The sequence below is a fragment of the Peribacillus sp. NPDC097198 genome, from assembly GCF_044762055.1.
Taxonomy (GTDB): domain Bacteria; phylum Bacillota; class Bacilli; order Bacillales; family DSM-1321; genus Peribacillus.
This window is the reverse complement of record NZ_JBIWDO010000002.1, coordinates 1-18,286: the sequence shown is the minus strand read 5'-3', so window position 1 is coordinate 18,286 and position 18,286 is coordinate 1. Positions and strand designations below refer to the sequence as shown.

Sequence of the window (18,286 nt, the reverse complement as noted above, 5' to 3'; positions counted from 1 at the left end):
CTTTAATGATTATGGTCCGATCAATGGGTCATATTGTTGTTGGTATTGGTTGGATTCCCGCTTGCAGGAGCAAATGAGTTTATCATTTGTTGCATATCCTGCTGTTGAAGCTGTGGTACTTGGTAATAATGATGTTTGTTTTGATAAAGCGAAATCTCATAGGCCATCTCTATGCAATTCGGAACGGAATCAGCGATGACCCGACGCAGTACTGGATTTGTCATCTCAAGTGCGGACATGGCTTTTAACGTTGCACTGGATTTCAAAGCCCCTAGCATCAAGCCCGAAATTCCTTGATCATTAATCTCTGACACCGATTGGTAAGGTTTCTTCGGCTTCGATGGTTTTAGGCCATAAATAAAATCATTGCCTTGATTCATATTGTAGGTTTGGGTTGGGACGGAAGGTTTTTGCCCCGTCTGGAAAGCCTCTAAGGAAGTATTATATTCCTGTTGGATGAACTGATATTGACGATCAAGGATATCCAATAATTCTGGGTCCTGTACATGTTGACGGAGCAACATATAGGTATCCAAAACACTAATCGTCCCCGCTAGCACTTCGTGTGCATCAAATAGTTCATGACCACCATGATTCATTTGCGGAGGTACCGCGCCTGTTTGCATATTTTGATGTGTTTGACCCTGTTGTTGATTTTGATTTTGCACTTACATCCCCTCCTTGTATGATGTTGGAACCAATATTAGTATGGGTAAACCGATAGGGAATATTCATGCCTGTTCCCTTCCATTGACCAAATTTCTCATTGATATATCGTTCTTCGTTGCGATGAATAACAGTTTGATATCGGGATACATTACAATATGATTGCCTATTTCATAAGGAGGTTGACGATGGGAATATTAAGTGGAAATCCAAAAGAAGAACCGATGCACTATGGAGAAGTATTTGGAACGTGGACCTATTTAGTAACGACAAAGGGCTGTGTCGCTTGTCATCAAACCTTGCTCAACCATGCTGGTGATGAAGATCTGCGTAAATTGATTTAAGAAAAAATCGAACGAGGGAAACAGGAAATCGCCGAAGTGGAAGCACTATTGAAGGAAAATGGTATCGGATTACCGCCAACGCCACCTGATCGATCAAAAGTCGATATTGATGAAATCCCCGTTGGCGCCCGCTTTCAGGACCCGGAAATCGCCGCTTCCATATCCATGGATATTGCAGCCGGTTTAATAGCTTGCAGCAATATGATAGCCCAATCCATACGGGAGGATATTGCAGGGATGTTCGAACAATTCCATGCTGAACATGCAGCTATGGGTGCCAAATTCCTTCATTTGAACAAGAAAAAAGGATGGTTGGTCCCACCACCCCTCCATTTTAATAAAACGAAATAAAATGAATCCCCCCGGATAAAGGGGGATTTCTGTTTTATTCTTTTAACCCCTCAAGAATGGGATATAGTTCTTCTAGATGTTTGATTTCATAGGTAGGGATGACTTCATTCCGTTCCTTGTCATGACGGTTGATCCATACCGACTGAATGCCGGCACGTGTGGCACCAAGAATATCCGTCATTAAATTATCACCGACCATGAGCACTTCATCCTGATCAAGATTCATGAGTTCAAGTGCATGCTCAAAAATGGAAGCATCTGGTTTTCCGCGTCCAAACGCTCCGGAAATGACAATCTGATCAAAATATGGAACAAGTTCAGGCGTGATTTCAAGCTTCGTATTTTGAAGCTGGGGTGAACCATTCGTCAGCAATAACAATTTGTACTTTCCTTTTAACTCATCCAACACACGGAAGGACTCTTCATAGATGAACGGCTTTTTCCGTCTCTCAGCCGGAAAGCGTTCTGCAAGTTCCGCCCCGAATGCCGGATCATCAATTCCTAGGGCCCTCAACCCTCTTGTCCATGCCTCTTTCCGGTATATCGGCACAATCTTGGCCATTTTCCGGAACTCATCATGGTCATCCTGAAAATCTCCCCAAAGCCCTTCGAAAGGATTGATTCCAATCATTTTCGTAAACTCGTATGTATCATAAGAAGAATAAAGCTCACGTGCTTCCTTGCGCACCGCTTCCTCAAACTCGCCAATATTTACGTCATACTTCGCCTTTGCCACTTCACATGTTGCTACAAAAGCTTCTTTCACACTTTTCTGATCCCAGAGTAATGTATCATCCAAATCAAAAAATATGGCTTTCACCAAGACGTTCACCCTCTTTTCCATTCGTTATATTCGAAAAAATTGCACTATTACAATAATAAACCACAACGGTTGGAAAAAGAATAACTATTGGGGAAATTACCTACATCTTTTTCTGGAATAATAAAAAGCTTCTCGCATTACTTACACAGATACAAACCACCCATCCACTATCATTGTGGCCCCTTACAAACTATTAAAGGGGACCTTTTCGAACATATATAACCTCCCATTGCTGGCGACTGCATACTTCGGACCAGAGAACCCCCTTCGGATCAACTCTTTCCTTATATACACCATGAGAGCCGCATGACTCACAATCAAGGTATCTTGCTCCCCATTTGCCAAGATTTGATCCAGTGCTTGATTGATCCGCTTTTCAGCTTTCTTGATTTCCAGTCTCGTTTGTTTGTTCAAGAATGAGGAGCACCGAATCCAGATGGCCCATAGAATGAAGGGCAGTTTCACCTTCCCTTTAAGAGGGGGCGAAGGAATTTCACGCAGTTCCTTCATTTGAATGATTTTATCGGGATAAATATGCTCGGCGGTCTTCAGTGCCCTCGACATATCGCTTGTGTAGCAAGCCTTCCACTCCACATCCAATAGTGGAGTTTCCCCATAAACAATATCCGCTTCATCATAATCCTTGAACCATTGGTCCATGAAATCGGCCGTCACATACTTTCCGGTTGGAAAATCATGATTGACCTTAAAATGTCGTACAAGTCCAATTTTCATCCTATTCCCCTCATTATCTGTGTAATATAATTGATACGTAAATAACACTATCTAGTTAATCAATACCCTTATATAATGGAACTGTAAAAATATAGCACTAGGAGGAATGCGCATGTGGCCAATCAAAAACCTCTCAAAAATCGTCCTCGCTACCATACTAGCTTTTTCAACTATTTCATACTTTCTGCTATCAACTGACTCTGCTTCCGCTGCCACTACCGAAAATGCCTTGGTCAATACGAAGAACAGTGATTTGACCGTCAGGAGCGGTCCTGGGACCAACTATAAAAAAGTCGGCTCCCTAAAGAAAGGAAAATCAGTGACCGTCTATTCCAGAACCAAATCGGGATGGTCGGAAATTCGTTACAAAGACAAAAAATCCTATGTATCTACTAAATATTTAGCGTTCAGCCCCGTGAAGATTACCAAGAAGAAGTATAAAAGTATCAGTGACTTATCGTATCCTCAAGTATCCGGACTAAAAAGTAAAACAGCCCATGAAAAAATCAACCGAGCATTCACTAAACATGCCAAAGAAGCTTATACATCCTATTTAAAAGTGAAACAAGCGGATAAGGATGATAAAAATGAAGAGTGGTGCAATGGGAAAACGTGTAACTATATGTATGCGACCCAATATAAAGTGAAGTACAACCAAGACGGAAAGCTAAGTATCCTGCTCTACAATTATGTATATGAGGGCGGGGCACACGGAATCGGCGCTGTAACATCATATAATTTCAAAATATCTTCCGGCAAGCAAATGAAAATTGCCGACATCCTCACATCGAAACAGAAATATAAGAAAGTACAGAAGTACGCTTACAAATACATGAGCAAACATGAAGACTTTTTTGTCGATAAACAAAGTGATGTTCCCGTAAACAAACATTCCCAGTTTTATTACACTAAAGACGGAATTTATCTAATATTCCAGGAATACGAAGTAGCTCCCTATTCTTCCGGAAACCCATCCGTAAAAATCCCGGGGTCGGTTTATAAATGATGTAGTTTGGCATGGGGATTGGCTTTAACTCCTATGCCTTTTTACTACCCTTTATTCATTCTCGCTAACATATGATAAAGAATAGACAGATCCATCTCAATCTGTTACGATTTTTGGCGAGCGAGCATCATAAGAAATCGCATAAAGGGGTATCTCCATGTCAGATATATTAAATAACGTCAACACATACCAACTGTTGGATAAAATAGAAGAAAACATCTTTTTAACGGATTCCGACCATACCATTGTTTGGTTTAACCAATATGCGAGGGATCTTTTAGTAACCATCGGTCCCTATGTGAGAATAACAAATCCCGATGATTTCATTGGACTAAACGTCAGTTCCTTTCACGGGGAACGACAGGAAAAAATTCTTCGGGATGGTCCTTTTCCACACTCGGCACAAATCGTTCTTTTCAAAAAATTCAGTGCCAATATCATGGTGGATGAAATACTGAATGAAAGTGGAAAGCGAACAGGCTTTATCCTCTCATGGCAAGATGTAACGGAATATGAGGAAACGATCAAGGAAGGCAAAAAACTGCTTATGGAAATCGATACGCCGATAATCCCAACCGTCCACGATTCAACGGCTTTAGTGCCTATCATAGGAAAAATGACGCCCGACCGTTTAGAAACGATTCAATCTAAAATCCTGAACTATTGTAGAGATCACCAAATCGAGTATATCATCCTGGATTTCACTTCGTTTAAACATGACTTTGATATGTTCGAATTGGATGGTATCAATAAAATATTCAAGGCCCTGTCCTTAATGGGTGTGGAACCCGTCGTGGTCGGCATCGGACCAAAACTTGCTCAGTCGATCCTCCGAACTCGGATAGATATCGATTTTCGTCCCTTCAATTCCTTTAGGCAAGGCATTCAATATATCCTGGATACCAATGGATTTAAATTAATTAAAGAATAAAGAGAAGGCGACATCGCCTTCTCTATTATTTTGTTCACTTTTCAAGGTGAAAGTCCGTTATCGTGCATATTTTTCTGAATTTATATTTCCCGCTCATATCGCTGAACTGGTAATTCTTCAGCACGGTTTCAAGTTGACTCTTTAATGTATCTTCCGCCAAATATGAATCCATCTTTTCTTTCCAGTTTCCCGTTCCGATTAATGCATCGAATGGAACCGTGTTCAATACCTCATCATAAACCTGGATACTTTGGTCAATGCCAAAGCTGCCATAAATGGACCCATTTTCAGCAGCATAGATATGCTCCGATTCAAGTTCCTCGACCAGGATCTCGAAATACCCCTTGGATTCAACGGGGCAAACGGTAATCTCCGCTTCCGCCTTTACAGGACCGAATCTCTTATCTAGGATGTCAATCGTTAATGTAACATGTAACGGCTGGTACACCTTCTCAACTTCTGCACACAATTCTGCTACAGTATTCACTATCATGCACTTTCCCCCTTACTTTTGCTATTATTATATAACATTTTCTCCCCCTGACGCGTCTATTCAATCTCCCTTCGAAGCGATTCTTTCTTAATAACAGTACATTTTTCTAAAAGTGAATGTTGATAGTCTCTTCCTCACCTGGCCCCAATCTGCCAGACAACATACGAGAATGTCCATTTCCTATATCGACCATACTGGAATAACCGGACCTCGTATACATGTCTTGCCATCCTCTGCACGCCAAAAAAAGCCGATGGATAGATCCATTGGCTTTTGGCAAGCATGAAGCATTTTTATGGTTTTAATACGACTTTGATGCATTCATCTTCATGGTCGTTAAATATTTGATAAGCGGCACTCGCTTGGTCGAGCGGGACTTTATGTGAGATGATTTCTGTCGGATCGAACTCACCTTTTGTAATTTTATCAAAAAGCATCGGCATGTAGTGAATGACCGGAGCTTGTCCCATTTTCAGGTTAATGTTCCGTTCGAATAAATTACCAAGCGGGAACATATTATATTTGGATCCGTAAACGCCAGTCAGTTGAATCGTACCGAATTTCTTAACTGAGTTCATCGCAATCTCGATGGCACTTAATGTTCCGCCCTGAAGCTTGAGTTTTTGCTCGATGGCTTCAATGGTTGATTTTTTTCCGTCCATTCCGACGCAGTCAATAACGATATCCACTCCGCCTGAAGTGATTTCCTTAATATAGGCACCCATATCATTATACTCATCGAAATTATACGTCTCCACCTTGTTCATCTGTTTTGCCCGGTTCAGCCTGTAGGGAAGGTTATCGATGGCAATCACACGCTTGGCGCCTTTCATCCAGGCAAACTTCTGGGCCATCAAACCGATTGGTCCACACCCTAGAATGGCGACCGTGCTGCCTTCCTTCACACCTGCATTCTCCACACTCCAATAAGCGGTCGGGAGCACGTCCGACATGAACAGAAGCGCCTCATCCTCTAGTTCACACGACTCCGGGATCACGAATGGCATGAAGTTTCCGTATGGTACCCGCAAATATTCAGCCTGTCCGCCTGGATAGTTCCCATAACGTTCCGTAAAGCCGAAATATCCACCCGTATCGATTTCTTCATTACGGTTCGAATTATCACATTGGCTTTCCATATCATGTTCACAATAATAACAATGTCCACACGAAATATTGAAAGGAAGGACGACCCTGTCCCCTTTCTTTACCTTCGTGACTTCCGGTCCGACTTCCTCCACAATTCCCATCGGCTCATGACCAATGACGTAATCCTTATGTGTCGGGAGCGCTCCCTGATAAATGTGAAGATCGGACCCACAAATCGCCGTCGATGTCACCCGTACGATGATATCATCCTTCTGCTGTAATTTCGGATCCTCCACTTCTTTTACTTTTATATCCTTTGCACCTTGAAAAGTTACCGCCTTCATATTCAACCTCCTAATGGATTCTTATTACTTTTTTTATACCCGTCCATCTTACTAATATGTCCCCATTTGAAAATTTTCAAAGAAAATTTTGTAAAAAAATAAACTTCCACGATTCAATCAGGGCATACATTCCTACCTATTCCTATTGCTGCCTAACAACTTCCTTACTGACCTGCCTTTCATACTCTAGTAATAGACAGGAAATCAAAAGCTGAACACACACCCTATCTTTTCTGATTTACAAAGAACCAGGAAAAGATTACTATTAATTAAATAGAATTTTTAGAATAAGGTGATGTATGTTAAAAAACCATCAGTATTTTCAAAACCAACAACGATTCATTCTTAAGAGTTTCATGATTGTGTTGTCTTTATTACTAGTGGTGGGCATTTCCGTATCGCCAATAAGCTGGAAACATGACCCTATCGATATGGCTATACAAGTTTTCTTGATATCCGCCATCATACTATCTTTGTTTTTTTTCATAAAAAAAGACGAAAACAAATGGAAAACGATTTTCATTCTACTCATCACGATTTACCTATACCTGAAATTCTGGTTGTATCCAGATACCGCCATCATGATGGCCATGTTTGCCATGGCACCCTTAATCCCCATATTTTTATTTGATAAAATCGGATTTTACATTGTAGCTGCATCAAATGCCATACTCGGTCCAATTTCCATCCATTTCATTTCTCATACAAATTTACAATATACATATAAGTACGTCTCATTTGATAGTTTCGGAAATATCTTGAATTTCATCGCGATCCAGATCATCTTGGCCTTTGTGTTCATCAGTACAAACAACAGGATGAATTCCATAAATGCCTTTCATACTGAATTACAACAAGCCAAGCAATTGGATTCGGTCGGTCAGCTTGCTGCCACCATCGCCCACGAGATTCGAAACCCAATTACGGTCGTAAAGGGATTTGCCCAGCTATTGGATCAAGAAAAGGAATTGAACAAAACGGAAAAATTCTACGTACAAACGATGCTTACCGAACTGGAATTCACACAGGTCATTATCAATGACTATCTATCATTGGCAAAACCCCATACCGATAATATTGAGGTCATCCAGCTGAATCAGGAAATCCAGAAGACCTCTGACCTTTTGACCAGCTTTGCAAACAATCGTAATATAGGATTCCAACTACTATTCAAGGAAGATTTAATCATAAAGATCAATCCCATTGAGCTCAAGCAACTACTGGTCAACATTATGAAAAATGGCATTGAATCCATGAACAATCCAGGATTTATCATCGTCGAGACCAGTCAGGAACGAGACATGGCAAAAATCAAAATAACCGACACAGGCATCGGTCTATCCAAAGAACAGCTTGAAATAATCGGCACCCCCTTTTATTCTCTGAAAGATAGAGGAACCGGTATCGGCCTGACAGTCTGCTATACCATCGCCCAAAAGTACAAGGGGAAAATCGTCGTTGAAAGCCAAGTGAATAAAGGAAGTTCCTTTATTATTTATTTCCCTGTATATAAGGGATGAGTGTATTGATACTATAGGTACAAAGGGTGACCCGCTATCATAAGGTCATCCTTTTCTATTGGACGTTAAAACAATTTTTCCTTTTATTCCAACTAAAACTATAAGATTAATACATAAAAGATTGACAAACTCATCCAATCATTGGTAAGATGCATTCATACACAAACCACTTTCCAGAATAGACCATATAGTTAGACGTTCGGAATCAACTGGTCTACCAGAGATTCAACAAGAGGAAACTCTTTGTTGGATCTCTTTTTTGTTTCTTACGTCTTAAAAGTCGACTATTCGAGTAGGTAAAGTGTAATTTAAAACAAGGAGGGGACTTATTGAAGGAATAGTACCAGTTAAAAAGGTACGGTCTCTCGATTAGTATTAGCGGGATGTATTGTAAATGTCAGTGAAACCTCACTAGAAAATCAAACCATCTAAAAAATGGGACTTCTAGTTAGTGGAAAGAAAAAAGAAATTTTTCAAAGTGGATTTTTCTGAAACATCATGCAGCTATAGAGCGTAGTGGGTTTTTCCAGTGGTCCCCCCACTTTACCATATTTTTATTTGATAAGGTTATATCAAGGAGACATTCATTTCAAAAATTGAGGAGGAATATAGTATGACTGAAGTTAAGACAAAACAAGTGAAAGTGGTACCAGTAGCAGGAAGAATCGGAGCGGAGATTCAAGGTGTTCAATTAAGCGGAGACCTGGACCCGGCTATTTTTAACGAAATCAAGCAAGCACTGAACGAGCATAAAGTGATTTTCTTCAGAGGGCAACACCACTTAGACGATGCAGGCCAAGAAGCATTTTCCAGTCTACTGGGTGAACCCTACGCTCATCCAACCGTACCCGTAAAAGACAATACCAACTATATCTTCGAGCTCGATTCCAAACAAGGTGCCAAAGCCAACCATTGGCATACTGACGTCACGTTCGTTCCCGAAGTTCCCAAATACTCCATTCTAAGAGGCGTCACCATTCCAAATGTGGGTGGAGACACGGTTTGGGCGAATACGAATCAAGCATACGAAGACCTTCCGGTAGGTTTGCAAAAGCTTGCAGATGAAGCATGGGGTATTCATACAAATGAATATGATTATGCACAATTCAAACCAAGTGAAACGATTGATGATGAAGTGAAAAAGAACTATCGTGCCGTATTTGCATCGACCGTTTATAAAACAAGACATCCCGTAGTTCATGTGCACTCCGAAACAGGTAAAAAACATCTGTTACTAGGAGGATTTGCAGGCAGGATCGAAGGCTATTCCACAAGCGAATCCGAAAGATTACTAAGCATCTTTGATTCTTACGTCACGCGCTTGGAAAACACCGTACGCTGGCAGTGGACTGAAGGGGATGTCGTAATCTGGGATAACTTGGCCACTCAACATTACGCAATAGCAGACTACGAAGACCAACGCGTCGTACGCCGTGTCACAGTCGGAAAAGATATTCCCGTAAATCAGCAAGGCGAAGCCAGTAAGTTAATTAATAAGAAATAAGTGATAGTACGAGCCTCCCAGATATTTGTTTCTTCTCAGTATGTTGATAGGACTCCATGATCTTCATTTGAATTGTAAGACATTCAATCCGATTATTTTTCTATCCCTGAATTGTTTGTTACCCCCAAATCATTTAGAGCTAAAAAAAACCAACCTCCGATATTCCTATATCGGAGGTTGGTTCGTAGTTATTTCCCAACTTTAACTTTCGCCACTTTTGACTTATTCTTCGCTGCATCCTGGACGACAACATGCAATGTCGTATTGGCTTTTTGCTTTGGCACCTTGATTGAGAATGTGCCTTTCGCATTGACTTTACCCGATGCTACTTTTTCTTTTCCTTTATATATGGTGACCGTGGCTTTTTTCTCAGCTTTTCCCTTCGCGATAGTAGTTGCCGTTGTCACTTTTTCTACAGTCGCTGCTTTTGGAGCAGTTCGATCTAATACAACGCCTGTTTTCTTCGTTTTATTCCCGGCTTTGTCCTTGACGATCAATGTCCATTTCGTCTTGGCAGGGAGTTTGGCGATTTTTAATGTATACTTTCCATTTTTATAAACAGGCTTTGTATACGTCATTCCTTTTGCAGTGAATGTCATCGTCACATTTTTTTCGGTAACGATCGTGACAGCAGTCGTTTTATCTGTCACTGTAATGGGCTTAACGGTTGGCGCGGTGCGGTCGAGCACGGTAATCGTTTTTACCTTACTAGCCGTATAGCCTTTTAGTGTCGCAGAAAGAGATAACTTTGTACCCGCTTTTTGCTTGGAAATCTTCATTGTGTATTGCCCATTTTTATCCGCTTTTGCTGATTTGATATTCTTTTTACCATTTTTTAAGGTCACAACCGCTTTAGGCGTCGTTTTTCCTTTTACCATGGTTGTTTGATCAGTGACCGGTGAGATAGTCGGTACCTTTACTTCTTCTTTGATACCCGGAACCGGTGCTACCATCTCAGAGTCTTTACCGACTTTGAATAGTCCCGTATTCTTCGCTGATGCGATTGGTCCTTTAGGACTTGCGGCCAGTGCTAATTCTGCACGATATTGACCTTCCTTCAAAGATATATCCTTATCATCGATATGTCCGTAATATCTCAGACTGGCGTCTTCGAATACCTTATTATCCGCTTTATCGTAAATACGCAGTACAGGCTTGACACTTGAAGCTGAAGCCGTTGTTCCACCATGACTAATCGTATAGTCGCTCTTCACTGCTTTTTCAACAATTTGCCCGTTCGCTTGTTTTTCATAGGCAATGAGTGCATCGTCAGCTATGCTGAAGTCAGTCGACTGATTGACTAATACCGATGATACGGCATTCCCATATGCATCATTTATGGATGTATGACCGGAAAGCTTGTCTCCCTGAAGCAGTTTTGTTTTTGAGAGGGTAATATTAGCCTTGAAGTCGCCTCCAACCTGCCACTGGACTTGCTGCCCTTTTTGGAATGTTTGTTCACCTTTTGATAGGAAGTAGTTCCAAATGATATTCGCTGATTCATTGTCGCCAAGACCTAGTTGAACTTGTAAATCCATTTTTAAATTGGACGGTACATAAAAGGTATGACCAACGCGTAATGTTTTTATAAAGGACTGACTATATTCGTTGTACGGATAAATAATGGCCCCTCGTACATCGCTGTAGCCTGTTGCGTCAGCTGAGACCTTCACTTGGGCTAATTTCTCTTTATCGAAAACCACTGTATTCGTTTGGCCATCTTTCACTTGTACTGTTGGTTCAAGGAAATAATAGTTGGCCTTCTGGTTGTTTTCATCCGGTAATGAAACATAGTTCCCTTCCATGACGAAGTTTCCTGGTTCTAGATAAATTGAATCATACTTATAATTTTGTAAATTATTCGCCGTTACATAGGTTGTTTGACCACCTATTGTAACAGGCTTTTTAATCATCCAAAGTCTTGTAGAGACACCATCAAGCTTTTTGTCCCCATCCATCGCCGTCACCGCAACCTTTTGCATATTATCCGGAATGGAGATGTTCTTTAATTCATCTAAACTGGTGAACTGGCGGAATATATACGAGTATTCACCTGATGGCTGCATATAACGAATAATCGCCATGTTACCATTTTCTTCATCGCTTAATTCGAGATTGCTTGGTAATGATAAACTTTTCGTCGTATCCGTATTCTGACCCAGAGATTGGACCCATTCCGAATCGCCATCTTCCGTTTTCTCTAAACGATTGATCGTGATGTATGATGGAACATTATTACCACCCTTATTTTTTACCTGCATCGTCGTGCCTGAATCCTGCATGTCAATATTGATTGCCTTGTATAAGCCCTTTTTCGCTAAAGGGTTTTCATCTAACGTCAGTGAAATTTCATATTTTCCTTCTGTCACGTCCGAACTGCTCGTCACCCAGAAAGAATAGAAATAATATTGGCGGTTGGCTGGGTTTGTTGCGTTTTTCGCATGGCTATCAAGCATCACTTTATTATCAGATAGTCTCATAACTTTGTACTTCGAATAAATATCACCAAAGTTAATCGTTTCGATCTGTGCTTCATCATCCACAGTGGTCACGGTTTTTCCTGTATTCACATCTTTTTTATACAAAGCATCTTCTGAATGTAGGGAGCCTCGGTACATGCCCGCTAATTTATTGCCGTAATCATCACCAAATGTTTGCTTCGTGTAAAATGCTTTATCTAGTTTATACGCAATATTTGGATAAGGACGTTCAATGTACGTTAAGCCCCGTTGCTTGTAGTAATTTTTAAGTGATTCTTGATCCGGTTCAAATTTTGTAATATCGATTGAACCACCGGCTTTAATCACCGTCTTTTTATTTTTTTTGATGACGGCTTTTGTTTTATCATTCGCAAGGACGTAAACCCAGTTTTCCCCGCCATCCGGATCCTTCACTTCCGCATCAACCATATAATCGTAGTCACCCGGTGTGACAAAGAATTTTTGACCAGTGATGACTTCGTCTGAACCGATTGCTTCTGAAATGGCATCATTATATAAATACAACACGCCATTTTCCAGTCCCTTATCACGATTATCAATGGCCACTTCCCCAGCTTCACGGCTGTCAAAATTCAAAGTCTTCGTATCGTTCCCTACTTGGGCTGCTGTATTTGATAGGAAGTACGTTTTCCCCTCGGCCTTATGGTAGGAGAAAATGTTATATGCGCCCTTATCTAAATAGACAGTCGGTGCCTCTTTCGCACCTTCCTCATTAATCATTGTCGTTGAACCTAATGTCATATCCTTTGCATCTTTCATGGCGATGAAGTATTGTGCACCTGGCAAACCTTTTCCTTCTTCATCCACCGTATTCAATGCGACTGGAACGGTATTTTCACTTTTTAACGTAATCGTTCCTGATGAAGCCACCTCACGTGAATACATGAACCACGAGTTACCTTTTGCCGTATCGAATTTCCCTTGGACAACAATTTGTAAGTTTTTCAAATCCGTACCCACATGGCTCGGTACACGAACGGCTCCTTCCGTATCTGTCGTGCCTGTCCACAATTCATTGTAGCCATAAGCATTTGTGTCATCCTCTTGTTCCACTTTTTCATACAGTTTAACGGATGCACCTTTTGCAATCGTACCGCTTGGTGTCGTAACCGTGAACATGTAGCCTGATTGCGGGGCATTCATTACCTTCACTGATGTTTGAGTACGGGACAGTTCTTTACCATTCGAATCGAGTGCAACGGCAATTACCTGATGTGACCCGTCTGCCACCTTAGTCGTATCCCATTTGAATTGCACCGAGGTTTGACTCGCTGTCTTTACCTCACCGATGACATTTCCATCGTTTACTTCGTCTGTATAGAAAATAGTCTTACTTGTATTCGCATCATTAATCGCTACTTGTACAGTCGTGGTGCCAACGACATTCGCATTCTTTTTCGGTAAGACGAATGCTAATGAGGGAGTTTCCACATCTTCCGCTAACGCGGCTTTCGCATTTAGCTTACCATGGCCCGTTTTCTCATCCCAGCCCTCTTCGTTCAAATCGATTGCCGTTGATGTTAGTGCTTCCTCGACTTGACTCGAAGTCGCTTCTGGATGGTTGAGCTTATACAGCGCCGCAACGGCAGCGACATGCGGGGCAGCATAGGATGTACCAGAACCAGTGGAGTAGTGGCCTGCATCCGTACCTAAATCACCAAGTAATGATGTACTTAAAACATTGACGCCTGGTGCCACGATATCTAACGTGCTCCCATAATTCGAGCGCTCGTACACTTGATCTTTTGTAGCAATGGCACCAACCGATAAGACATTCGGAAGAGCGGCAGGATAGGATGCATCTGCATTGCCGCCGCCGTTACCTGAAGCAGCTACAACGACGACACCTTTGTCCGCCGCATTCTTTACGGCCTTTTCTATTGTCTCGCTATATTCACCGCTTATGCTCATATTGATGACATCAGCACCTTGCTCAACTGCATAATCAATACCTTGTGCGATATTGAAGGCATCCCCGACACCTGATTTATTCATGACCTTAACAGGGAGTATTTGGACATTCTTCTCACCTGCTATACCGGAAATCCCTTTTCCATTATTAGCATTCGCGGCAATGATCCCGGATACGAATGTACCATGACCTTGGTCATCCCCTTGAAACGCTGCATCATATCCTTCTACGAATGTTTTCCCCTCTAGTACACGGCCTGCTAAGTCTTCATGAGTACCTTGAACTCCTGTATCAAGCACAGCTACTTTTACTAGATTGCTATTATCCTTGACGTTTTCCCATGCGCCCTGTGCATCGATGGCACTTAAGTTCCATTGGTTTTTATAATATGTATCATTTACATCTATAGTTTCAGCGGTTTGATATGTAACATTTTTCTCAACATATTCGACGTTATCCATCTTTTCAAGCTTTGTAATGGCAGTATTTGCTTCTTCAGCTTTTACATCATACAGCCCCAGTTGATTTTCCTCTTCTACATCTTCAACGCCTATGTTTTTCATTTGTTTTTTTGATAAGGCGGTTTTATTCGTTTTATATTTAACTATTAATTGATCGGTCTCTGTATTGGATTCCTCCTCCGCAGAAGCTATTGAACCGACTGGTAGAATTGCAGATGTGGCAAGCGTAATTGCTGCCATCGTTTGAAGCCAAGTTTTTTTCTGTCTCATAAAATAAGCTCTCTCCCTACTCATTACCGTATATGTGGTGGACCACACCAAACCATCATAGTCGAGAATGATTATCATTGTCAATAATTTTTCCGAAAAATCTAGCAGTATCATCCCTAATACCTAGATTCAATATTCAGCCCCATGCCCTGATATAGCTCATAGCTTGGAAAACAAAAAAAGCCCTATACTAAGAGGGCCAATCTGTAGAGATTTTCAATAACTCCATTATGATATCAAGTAATGATTTCTCTTTATCCACATTTTTTAAAAATTAAGAATATTCAGTTTATGGAAACCTAGCATTCTCATTTATTTAGTCATCCCTTCTAACTTTTCGATCGTCTTATTGAATATGGATTGAGTGTCGATGATTATTTTTTGTAAATCTTCTGTTATCTCACTAACCTTCTCTACGTCTAAAGTAATATTTTCTACATTGGAATTTATATTTTTTATGGCTTTATCAACATTTCCTGCTAATCTTCTAACTTCGTCTGCAACAACTTTAAAACCTCGACCTTGTTCCCCTACTCGAGCTGCTTCGATCGCTGCATTTAAGGCCAATACATTTGTTTGGAAAGAGATGGTTTGTATGATTTTAGATACATCACTTATTAAAACCGTTTGTTTTTTTAGTGACTCCACTGCTTGAATTTTCTCATTGGAATTCTCAACAACGATATTCACTAATTTTTCAGGCATATCTTTTAGCTGAGAAATGATTTTTATTGTGTTGTTTTCACGCTCTGTAATATCTGTTGCGATTTTAAGAACAGCATGGACTTTACCTTCTTCATTTAGGATGGGTATATAGGTGGCTTCGAGCCATAGGAGATTCCCGGTTTTACCGACCCTTTGAATTTTTTCTTGAAACCTTTTTCCATTTTTGAGGGTAACCCATAATGATTCATATTCTCGGGTATTCCTGAATTCCGTTGTACAAAATTGATGATGCTGCATATTTTTCATTTCGTCAATTGTATATCCCAAGGTCATTGCAAAGTTTTCATTTACCCATATTACTTCTCTATTTAGATTGAATTCTATCATTGCTAAATTTGACTCCAGTGCAGCTAAAACGGATGTTTCATCCAATACTTGAGTGCTTATGTTAGTCCTTAAAGAAATGCTCATATCAAAAAACCCCCTGTTATTACGTTTAGTAATAATATTACAGGATAATGGGTAAGAACGCCTATACTGAACTCTTTATTTTTCAATTTAATCATGTCATTAGAAAATTTCAGGGCAAACCACCTAGCGTTTCAACCTATTTCAATAAGTTTCGTTCACTAAGAGCATTGCGTTTAACGCTTTTTTAAACGCATATAAAAACATTATGGTTCGAATTTTTGATAATCCAATCACCATAGTAAATAACAAGTAAGGGAAATGTCTTAAGTTATTGAAGAAAGAATTGCATAACCTGAATTGAGAATGGACATATTTCACATCCTTTCTGACGTATAATCTAAATCTCATGTTTATTAAATACAAAAAAGACCTCAACAATTAAGTTGAGATCCTTTTTGTATTTAATATCTTCGACCGTATGATACCCGAGGCCGGGGTCGAACCGGCACGCCTTGCGGCACTGCATTTTGAGTGCAGCGTGTCTGCCATTCCACCACTCGGGCAAAATTTGTTGGAGGCGGCAACCGGAATTGAACCGGTGATAAAGGTTTTGCAGACCTCTGCCTTACCGCTTGGCTATGCCGCCAACATTTTTGGAGCGAAAGACGGGATTCGAACCCGCGACCCCAACCTTGGCAAGGTTGTATTCTACCACTGAACTACTTTCGCATATGGCTGGGCTAGAAGGGATCGAACCTTCGCATGACGGAATCAAAATCCGTTGCCTTACCGCTTGGCTATAGCCCATTAATGTTATATTCATTATACCATCATTTCATTGAAAATGGGGCGACTGATGGGAATCGAACCCACGAATGCCTGAACCACAATCAGGTGCGTTAACCACTTCGCCACAATCGCCATAACAATAAAATTGGCAGGGGTAGTAGGACTCGAACCCACACCGGAGGTTTTGGAGACCTCTGTTCTACCTTTAAACTATACCCCTGTAAGATGGTGGAGGGGGGCAGATTCGAACTGCCGAACCCGAAGGAGCGGATTTACAGTCCGCCGCGTTTAGCCACTTCGCTACCCCTCCACGGATGAAACATGGTGCCGGCAAGAGGACTTGAACCCCCAACCTACTGATTACAAGTCAGTTGCTCTACCAGTTGAGCTACACCGGCACTACTATGGTGGCTCAGGACGGAATCGAACCGCCGACACAAGGATTTTCAGTCCTTTGCTCTACCGACTGAGCTACTGAGCCAAACAATTAAAAATGGCGGTCCCGACGGGAATCGAACCCGCGATCTCCTGCGTGACAGGCAGGCATGTTAACCGCTACACCACGGGACCATAGATTGCGGGGACAGGATTTGAACCTGCGACCTTCGGGTTATGAGCCCGACGAGCTACCGGACTGCTCCACCCCGCGATAATAATAATGTTACTATATGCCTCAAGTTTTCGTGTTAAACGTTTCATTCATAAAGAAACAACTTGATGCTTTTTAAAAGAAATGGTGGAGGATGACGGGATCGAACCGCCGACCCTCTGCTTGTAAGGCAGATGCTCTCCCAGCTGAGCTAATCCTCCAATAAGTTATCGAAATGGTGACCCGTACGGGAATCGAACCCGTGTTACCGCCGTGAAAGGGCGGTGTCTTAACCGCTTGACCAACGGGCCAGGTATTAAATGGCGGAGAGCAAGGGATTTGAACCCTTGAGACAGGGTTACCCGTCTACACGATTTCCAATCGTGCTCCTTCGGCCACTCGGACAGCTCTCCAATATGGCTCCGCAGGTAGGACTCGAACCTACGACCGTTCGGTTAACAGCCGAATGCTCTACCACTGAGCTACTGCGGAACAATACAAGCTTGGCGACGTCCTACTCTCACAGGGGGAAACCCCCAACTACCATCGGCGCTGAAGAGCTTAACTACCGTGTTCGGAATGGGAACGGGTGTGACCTCTTCGCTATCGTCACCAAACATTGTTGGTTAGCATTTTTTCAAGACATCTATTATTATATCATCTTTTTTAAAAAATGCAAGAAGAAATTTTCATTCCTTCAAAACTAGATAATATCAGAAGGTGTTCATCTTTTTAAAGCGTTGGTTAAGTCCTCGATCTATTAGTATCAGTCAGCTCCACATGTCGCCACGCTTCCACCTCTGACCTATCAACCTGATCATCTTTCAGGGATCTTACTAGCTTGCGCCATGGGAAATCTCATCTTGAGGGGGGCTTCATGC

Annotated in this window: 11 protein-coding genes, 15 tRNA genes, 2 rRNA genes and 1 pseudogene; 5 read left to right on the top strand and 24 right to left on the bottom strand. The window is 41.4% G+C overall.

Features of this window, described 5'->3' with window-relative positions; genetic code table 11:
- Positions 1-20: 20 nt before the first annotated feature.
- Positions 21-626 (bottom strand): spore coat protein, encoded by a 606-nt coding sequence (locus ACIQXQ_RS03050; RefSeq protein WP_402868498.1) that lies wholly within the window; start codon positions 624-626, stop codon positions 21-23.
- Positions 627-854: 228 nt separating this feature from the next.
- On the opposite strand from ACIQXQ_RS03050, the pseudogene ACIQXQ_RS03045 reads away from it, so the two are divergent.
- A pseudogene (locus ACIQXQ_RS03045) lies at positions 855-1,361 on the top strand (DUF3231 family protein).
- A gap of 34 nt (positions 1,362-1,395) precedes the next feature.
- Here the strand turns inward: ACIQXQ_RS03045 and ACIQXQ_RS03040 are convergent.
- Both ACIQXQ_RS03040 and ACIQXQ_RS03035 read right to left on the bottom strand, forming a co-directional pair.
- Positions 1,396-2,184: an HAD family hydrolase gene (locus ACIQXQ_RS03040; protein WP_402955179.1), complete on the bottom strand. Its 789-nt coding sequence runs from the start codon at positions 2,182-2,184 to the stop codon at positions 1,396-1,398.
- A gap of 183 nt (positions 2,185-2,367) precedes the next feature.
- Entirely contained in the window at positions 2,368-2,919 is a 552-nt protein-coding gene (locus ACIQXQ_RS03035) for a histidine phosphatase family protein (RefSeq protein WP_402955176.1), read from the bottom strand.
- Positions 2,920-3,031: 112 nt separating this feature from the next.
- Here ACIQXQ_RS03035 and ACIQXQ_RS03030 point away from each other — a divergent pair, with 112 nt between their 5' ends.
- Positions 3,032-3,925, top strand: coding sequence for a PdaC/SigV domain-containing protein (locus tag ACIQXQ_RS03030; protein WP_402955173.1), 894 nt, complete (start codon positions 3,032-3,034; stop codon positions 3,923-3,925).
- A 157-nt stretch (positions 3,926-4,082) separates the two neighbouring features.
- Positions 4,083-4,856: an STAS domain-containing protein gene (locus ACIQXQ_RS03025; protein ID WP_402955170.1), complete on the top strand. Its 774-nt coding sequence runs from the start codon at positions 4,083-4,085 to the stop codon at positions 4,854-4,856.
- Between the two features lie 34 nt (positions 4,857-4,890).
- Here ACIQXQ_RS03025 and ACIQXQ_RS03020 read toward each other — a convergent pair whose 3' ends face one another.
- Positions 4,891-5,349, bottom strand: a complete 459-nt coding sequence (locus ACIQXQ_RS03020; protein WP_402867469.1) for a hypothetical protein — start codon at positions 5,347-5,349, stop codon at positions 4,891-4,893.
- A gap of 293 nt (positions 5,350-5,642) precedes the next feature.
- Positions 5,643-6,782 carry a zinc-dependent alcohol dehydrogenase gene (locus tag ACIQXQ_RS03015; protein ID WP_402955167.1) on the bottom strand — a complete coding sequence of 380 codons (1,140 nt, stop codon included), beginning with the start codon at positions 6,780-6,782 and terminating at the stop codon, positions 5,643-5,645.
- 362 nt (positions 6,783-7,144) lie between these two features.
- Here ACIQXQ_RS03015 and ACIQXQ_RS03010 point away from each other — a divergent pair, with 362 nt between their 5' ends.
- Together ACIQXQ_RS03010 and ACIQXQ_RS03005 are read left to right on the top strand one after the other, a co-directional pair.
- The gene (locus tag ACIQXQ_RS03010; RefSeq protein ID WP_402955164.1) at positions 7,145-8,302 is read left to right on the top strand and encodes an ATP-binding protein; all 1,158 of its coding nucleotides are present in this window, start codon (positions 7,145-7,147) and stop codon (positions 8,300-8,302) included.
- A gap of 613 nt (positions 8,303-8,915) precedes the next feature.
- The gene (locus ACIQXQ_RS03005) at positions 8,916-9,806 is read left to right on the top strand and encodes a TauD/TfdA dioxygenase family protein (RefSeq protein ID WP_402867466.1); all 891 of its coding nucleotides are present in this window, start codon (positions 8,916-8,918) and stop codon (positions 9,804-9,806) included.
- A 188-nt stretch (positions 9,807-9,994) separates the two neighbouring features.
- On the opposite strand, the gene ACIQXQ_RS03000 is transcribed toward ACIQXQ_RS03005, so the two are convergent.
- The 19 genes from ACIQXQ_RS03000 to ACIQXQ_RS02910 all read right to left on the bottom strand — a co-directional run.
- A complete protein-coding gene (locus tag ACIQXQ_RS03000) occupies positions 9,995-14,950 on the bottom strand; it encodes a S8 family serine peptidase (RefSeq protein ID WP_402955161.1) in 4,956 nt (1,651 codons plus the stop codon).
- 312 nt (positions 14,951-15,262) lie between these two features.
- Positions 15,263-16,087 (bottom strand): methyl-accepting chemotaxis protein, encoded by an 825-nt coding sequence (locus ACIQXQ_RS02995; RefSeq protein WP_402955158.1) that lies wholly within the window; start codon positions 16,085-16,087, stop codon positions 15,263-15,265.
- Positions 16,088-16,509: 422 nt separating this feature from the next.
- Positions 16,510-16,590 (bottom strand) — tRNA-Leu (locus tag ACIQXQ_RS02990).
- A gap of 9 nt (positions 16,591-16,599) precedes the next feature.
- Positions 16,600-16,673: transfer RNA gene (locus tag ACIQXQ_RS02985), tRNA-Cys, on the bottom strand.
- Positions 16,674-16,681: 8 nt separating this feature from the next.
- Positions 16,682-16,756 (bottom strand) — tRNA-Gly (locus ACIQXQ_RS02980).
- Between the two features lie 3 nt (positions 16,757-16,759).
- Positions 16,760-16,834: transfer RNA gene (locus tag ACIQXQ_RS02975), tRNA-Gln, on the bottom strand.
- A 38-nt stretch (positions 16,835-16,872) separates the two neighbouring features.
- Positions 16,873-16,948 (bottom strand) — tRNA-His (locus ACIQXQ_RS02970).
- Between the two features lie 14 nt (positions 16,949-16,962).
- Positions 16,963-17,036, bottom strand: a tRNA-Trp gene (locus tag ACIQXQ_RS02965).
- A 6-nt stretch (positions 17,037-17,042) separates the two neighbouring features.
- Positions 17,043-17,126, bottom strand: a tRNA-Tyr gene (locus ACIQXQ_RS02960).
- A gap of 12 nt (positions 17,127-17,138) precedes the next feature.
- A tRNA-Thr gene (locus tag ACIQXQ_RS02955) sits at positions 17,139-17,214 on the bottom strand.
- A gap of 7 nt (positions 17,215-17,221) precedes the next feature.
- Positions 17,222-17,297 (bottom strand) — tRNA-Phe (locus tag ACIQXQ_RS02950).
- A 13-nt stretch (positions 17,298-17,310) separates the two neighbouring features.
- A tRNA-Asp gene (locus ACIQXQ_RS02945) sits at positions 17,311-17,386 on the bottom strand.
- Between the two features lie 5 nt (positions 17,387-17,391).
- Positions 17,392-17,465, bottom strand: a tRNA-Met gene (locus ACIQXQ_RS02940).
- Positions 17,466-17,550: 85 nt separating this feature from the next.
- A tRNA-Val gene (locus tag ACIQXQ_RS02935) sits at positions 17,551-17,626 on the bottom strand.
- Between the two features lie 15 nt (positions 17,627-17,641).
- A tRNA-Glu gene (locus tag ACIQXQ_RS02930) sits at positions 17,642-17,716 on the bottom strand.
- 10 nt (positions 17,717-17,726) lie between these two features.
- Positions 17,727-17,818 (bottom strand) — tRNA-Ser (locus tag ACIQXQ_RS02925).
- A gap of 4 nt (positions 17,819-17,822) precedes the next feature.
- Positions 17,823-17,897, bottom strand: a tRNA-Asn gene (locus tag ACIQXQ_RS02920).
- Between the two features lie 9 nt (positions 17,898-17,906).
- Positions 17,907-18,022: ribosomal RNA gene (rrf, locus tag ACIQXQ_RS02915) — 5S ribosomal RNA — on the bottom strand.
- Positions 18,023-18,145: 123 nt separating this feature from the next.
- Positions 18,146-18,286, bottom strand: a 23S ribosomal RNA gene (locus ACIQXQ_RS02910); the annotation flags it as partial.